This is a genomic window from Okeania sp., from assembly GCF_983059655.1.
On record NZ_CEZPJD010000658.1, the window covers coordinates 1 to 4,566 of the forward strand.

Here is a 4,566-nt window from a genome sequence, read left to right on the forward strand (position 1 = left end):
TTTCTTCCTTCTTCCCTCTTCCTTCTTGCTTCTGAGGAGATGATTTTTAACCACACTAAAATTTAACAAAATTGACACTGAATAAAAAGTATTTTCCAGGCAATTTACTAACTTCTTCCTTCTTCCTTCTTCCTTCTTCCTTCAAATAATTCCTGTTGTAAACGATAAATAATTGTATCAGGTTCCATCTGACTTAAAATATCCTGAATAACTATATCTTGACCCAAAGGTCCCCAAGTACAACCCTTTTCCAAATAAACCTTAGTAGCTCTGCCAATAGCATAAGTTCCATAAGCTGCAATAGAAGCTTGAGTAATAGCAACTCCTGCATAAGAAGTAATACCAATCTTTCCTAAACCTAATAATAAACTACTACCCAACTCCCCCAACAACATACCACCTTCACTAAATATAATTATTTTCCAAAGCTTACCCGCTTCATAGCTAGTCATTGGCAAATTATAGAGACGAGACAAAGAGCGAATTAAAGCTAAATCTATTACAGTAGTTCCCATCACATCAATAATAGCAACAGGATTAAGAGCAGCAGCCAAAGCTTTATACTTAGCAAAATCCCAGATTAAATCATCAGCTTCTAGTTGTTTAATTTTAACAGTTTTATGAGCAATAGTTACCTCAGCTTCTCTTGCTTGTACTAACGCATTTAATGCTAAAAGCGATCGCCCTTCCCGCTCTAAAATAGTAATTATTTTTTGTTTCAACGGATCTATTTGAGGCGATGGAGTTTCCCACTCATGAGTCACACTACCATCAGGCCATTCAATTCTTACAGGTATAGGAGCTGGCTCTGCTGAGACCATTATTACTTCTGTCGGAGAATAAATATCTTCTAATTCTTCTGATTTATCCGCAACAATATTTTGCAAATTTTTATAAATATCTTCTCGTTCAGCTTCTGTATATAAATCAATTTTATTAAACACTATAATTAGCGGTTTTTTAGCCTTCCTTAATTCACGCAAAGCATCATATTCGGTGCGTGTCAGGTCCCCAGAAACAACAAATAGAATTAAATCTGCTTTCCTAGTAACTTCCTTAGCCATTTCTCCACGAACTTGACCTGCTACTTCATCTAATCCAGGAGTATCTATTAAATCTATTTTTGCTGTCTCTTGTTGATGAGAATTAATAAAAATATTAGGTGTCCATCTAATAGTGCGAGGCCATTGAGTTACACCATTTAGAGGACCTGTTTCTAATATTTTTTCACTTAATAAAGCGTTTAAAACTGCTGATTTACCACGACTTACAAGACCAAAAACAGCGATTTGAATTACTCCTTGGTCGAGCTTATCAATGTTGGATTTTAATAAATCTAATTGAGTTTTTAAGGAGGATGAAAATTCAGAAGTTTTTATTTTTTGTTCCGTATTTTGCAAAGCAGAATATCTATTTAGAGCTTTTCTTAAACTTGCCCTAGCACGTTTCCAGTGCTGTTGACCTTGTTTCTGGTAATTTTCTTGAGATTGAGAATATTCTGTCACTATTTCTGAGTAAATATCTGAGTTATTCAAGGTTATTTCAGTTATCAGCCTTATTACCTTTAATTGATAACTTAAGCTCGTTGTTTTTGTACTTCAATTCTGTGGTGGGAAATGTAGTAAAGGTATTAGCATTCCGCAGGAAATGCTTACAGAATCAAAGTATTATTGGTAATGATATAATTTTATCAAATTAATTGGCATAATTTCTGAAATACTCCTCATTGAGTCTAGGGAAAAAGTTGATAATTGTTATAAGTTGAGTTTTTGAGATAAAAATTAGTGAAAATCCTAATAGTTTAGAGTTGGCAATAGTGATAGATAGTCAATCTATGAGCGATCTGGAATGTCTATCAAATTGGGAAAGTTTGGTAAGAGCTGAGATTAAACAAATTCTCAAAAAAAATAGTTATCAAATTACTCAGAGTAAAAGAAGAAAAGATTTTTTTCAGACAGGGTTATTACAAGTAGATATTGGGCAAGAAGATTTTGATAATTTAGCAAGTCTCAGAAATTGGGAAGAATTGGTAAGAGGTAAAATCAAAGAAATTATCAAAGAAAATTATGCTCAAATAGATACATATAGCTCCTATAAGTTTAGACCGAGTTTGTTGGAAGTAGCAATAAATGAAGAAGACTATGAAAATTTGACACGCCTAAAAAATTGGGAACAATTATTAAGGGATAAAGTTGACAAAATTATTGATGAAAATTATGATAAAATCTCCGATATTCAAGAGATGTACGAAGAGAGTTTTTCACAACCACTTCCTTATACTAACTACCCAGGTCGTGATGGTTCACCACCTACACCTGATTAATTAATTCTTAGAACAGATGCAAAAAGTCTATACATATTAGTAGACTCTTTTTCTTAAAAGTAACGCTATACTTAGGTCACACTTCAGTCATTAAGTTATTAACACTAACTTTATCATTTTTTGCTAACTAGCAGACAAGTTAATGTTAATTATTCTGATGTTTACTTCTCCCCCACTCCCCCACTCCCCTGTTCCCCTACTCCCCTACTCAATAAAATATAGAAAAATTTTTGAGAATGGTATTATTGTGCTGGAGTTGAGACAGCTTCTACTTTTTTCTCCTCTGGTAAAACATGACTCATTACCTGAGTTACAAAAGATTTTAAGAAATTATTTTGCTGAGTTTGGCTAAATACACTTTGTATAATTTTGCTTAATTTCTCTATATTCAAAGAATTACTATCTGTTTGAGTAGCAAAATATTCTACTAAACTAATACCTGCTATTCTTGTTAGGTAAGCAGCACTTACAGCTTGAACTGCACCGCCAGCTACAAAAGTTACAGTATTACTTTTCAGGATAGTTGTTAATGTTTTTGTCGAAATTTCTACTAAGCCTAATTTTAGCATTAGTTCTGCTATAGTTCCTGCTACCTGCTTACCTTGTTCGAGAGAAAATTTTTGCTCATATATAGCACTTAAATCTGCTATTAGTTGAGCATTTATCGCTGCTGTTGCTAATAAATCTAAAGCTGGAACTGGATTAGCAAATGCTGTTGCTGCAGCTATCCATTGATATTGTTCAATTATAGGATTAGCACGTTCTCGCCTGACTTTATTTAATATATTCTTGGCTTCTAATGTAACTATTTGTGCTTTTCTTTTAGTAGTTGCCCAGACTAATTGTTCTGTTTCTTTTTCTAATGTTTGATTCAATTTTTCTATCAATCCAGATATTTCTGGTAATGATTGTTCTATAGATTCTTTAATAGTTCCATCTTGCTGATGTTTTCGTACTTTAACAGAGTTAGGTTTGGCAGAAATTCCTACTAAATTTTCTTCCGAATTAATAGTAGATAAAGTCTCTTTTAGTTTCTGTAATATCTGGGGTTTTTGGTCTGGCAAATATTGGTCTTGTTTATTCCAAGCTAGAATAAAACTTTGACCGAGAGATGTAAGTTTTGATAATGCTTGATATTCTGAACCTGTTAAGTCGCCTGTAGTAACAAACAAGATAAGATCGTAAGGTGAAAGAGGATTAAGTTGAATATTTTCATCTGTTTTTATCCATTCTTCCTGCCATGTTAGATCGCTAATTTCTAACTTTTGAGAATTAGTGGGTAACCATTGAGACTTCAATATTTCAGCTACAGAAGTTTTACCTACTCCTCGATAACCAGTCACTACTATACTTAATTCTTTTCTTTCTAGTTCCTGAGTAAGTGTAGTTGCTTGTTGACGTAATTGACTAATTTTTTCAGATTTATTAGTACTTTTTATTTCCTGATAAATCTTATCTATAGTAGTAGTTGATAAAGCGATCGCTTGCTCTGCTGCTTCTTTTGTTGGTGGTGCAATTATAGTAGGTTTCTGGAGTGTTTTAGACTTTGGTTTTTTTAACAACAAAACTCCTAAACCTGCTGCCATAATTCCTAACATGGTAGCTCCGCCAAATTCTGCTACTGAGTGTTGGACACTATCTAATAACCATAACAGTAGAGATAATCCGATGCCTCCTACTAATATTGGTCTTTGTAATTTTATAGCCATTTTTATTATCCTCAGAAACTTCTCTTAGTTATTAATTTTATCATGTTCATCTTGTTACTATATTAACTCTTATGCTTGGCTATTTTTATAATCAATCTATAATTAAGTTATTTAGCTGTATTGTAATTTTCCTAGATTGATTGAGCCTTAAATTTATATATACAATGTGGAAGTAGAAAAAGTGGACTTGTAAGCAGAAATATATTCAAACTAATAATACCTAAGCTTTTTTTCCCAAGTCCATCTTTTCCTCTAATACCAATTCCCATGCATTATTGCTATACTTGGGGAGTACTTCAGTTGTCATCTAATCAGCACAAGCAAAATCACTTTGCATGCTAATTTAAGCTAAGTTAATGTTAATTTTTCTTATGCTTGCTTCTCCCTGTACAGACATTGTATGCAACGTCCCTACCTACTCCCCTACCCCCCTGCTCAACAAAATGTAGAAACGTTTTTGAGAAATGGTATCAGTCTAGTTAGGGTTTGCGCTTCACTAGTCTTTTTGCGCTCGGCAGGGAGTAGGGAGTAGGG

At 33.4% G+C, this 4,566-nt stretch carries 3 protein-coding genes; 1 reads left to right on the plus strand and 2 read right to left on the minus strand.

Translation table 11 applies throughout. The features are described 5' to 3' along the window. Positions 1-107 precede the first annotated feature (107 nt). Positions 108-1,505, minus strand: coding sequence for a GTP-binding protein (locus tag AC3DU7_RS26110; RefSeq protein ID WP_488042199.1), 1,398 nt, complete (start codon positions 1,503-1,505; stop codon positions 108-110). Between the two features lie 311 nt (positions 1,506-1,816). Here AC3DU7_RS26110 and AC3DU7_RS26115 point away from each other — a divergent pair, with 311 nt between their 5' ends. Further along, complete coding sequence (locus tag AC3DU7_RS26115) at positions 1,817-2,323, plus strand: hypothetical protein (RefSeq protein ID WP_488042197.1); 507 nt, start codon at positions 1,817-1,819, stop codon at positions 2,321-2,323. Between the two features lie 242 nt (positions 2,324-2,565). Here AC3DU7_RS26115 and AC3DU7_RS26120 read toward each other — a convergent pair whose 3' ends face one another. Next, positions 2,566-4,032 (minus strand): slr1306 family protein, encoded by a 1,467-nt coding sequence (locus AC3DU7_RS26120; RefSeq protein ID WP_488042198.1) that lies wholly within the window; start codon positions 4,030-4,032, stop codon positions 2,566-2,568. Between the last annotated feature and the right edge of the window lie 534 nt (positions 4,033-4,566).

Bases quoted from the DNA above. Each gene is read 5' to 3' on its own strand.
- AC3DU7_RS26120 (WP_488042198.1), bottom strand. From the start codon at position 4,032: ATGGCTATAAAATTACAAAGACCAATATTAGTAGGAGGCATCGGATTA.